Source organism: Streptomyces sparsus (assembly GCF_054776295.1).
In genome coordinates this window covers 1-971 of the sequence record NZ_BAAHCA010001348.1, presented here as the reverse complement: position 1 = coordinate 971, position 971 = coordinate 1, and the positions used below count along the sequence as shown (strand labels likewise).

The 971-nt window shown below is 72.4% G+C and carries 1 protein-coding gene; it reads right to left on the bottom strand.

Annotated elements, in window-relative coordinates; genetic code table 11:
* Nucleotides 1-37 precede the first annotated feature (37 nt).
* Nucleotides 38-971: AAA family ATPase (locus ACYVE9_RS28355; RefSeq protein WP_461030748.1), on the bottom strand; the 934-nt coding region annotated here is incomplete at its 5' end.

Sequence of the window (971 nt, the reverse complement as noted above, 5' to 3'; positions counted from 1 at the left end):
TGGTCCCGGCCCGTCCGCCACGCCGCCGTCGACCGGTTCAGCCGAGCGGCGGTTGCCGGTGGGCGCCGCCCGGCCCCCGGCCGGACATCACCTCGCCGTACGCCTGCATGAGGTCCGGCAGCCGCAGCGTCGCGAGGTCCTCCCGGGACGGCGTGCCGGCGCAGCCCGACAACCGCAGGTCGCGGTAGGCGCAGCTCTTCTCGTAGAGGGTGCGCAGAAAGCGGCCGTTGCCCAGCTCGTCGATCCAGCCCTGGTCCACCACGTGCCCGCTGACGCTGAGCAGCTCCTCCAGGGCCTCCTCGTCCCACTCGTCCCCGTTCTCGGCCGCCAGGACCCGGCCGATGGCCGTCAGCTCCAGCGGCCGGTAACTGGGGAAGTCGATGCGGGTGGTGAACCGCGAACCCAGACCCGGGTTGGCGGCCAGCAGCCGGTCCATGCCCTCCGGGTAGCCGGCCAGGATCACCACCAGCCGGTCCCGGTTGTCCTCGGCCCGCTTCAGAAGCACCTGCAACGCCTCGTCACCGTAGGCGTCACCCTTGGCGTACCCGGAGTTGGACAGGCTGTAGGCCTCGTCGACGAACAGCACACCACCCAGCGCGGAGTCGATCAGCTCGTTGGCCTTGACCGCGGTCTGACCCATGAACTCCCCGACCAGGTCAGCCCGCTGCGCCTCCACGAGATGCTCACCGCCGAGCAGGCCCAGCGCGCAGAACACCCGCCCCAGGATGCGGGCGACGGTGGTCTTGCCGGTTCCGGACGGACCGGAGAACACGAAGTGCCGCTTCGGCGGCTGCACCGGCAACCCCTGCTGCGCCCGCAGCCTGGCCATGTGCAACTGCGCGGACAGCGCCCGCACCTGGCGTTTGACGGGCTCCAGCCCGACCATGCGCTCCAGCTCGTCCAGGGCGCGGCCAAGCAGCGCCGAGTCCGAGGGGCCGGCCGGCCAGGCGTCCGCCGCCGGCTGCCCCGGC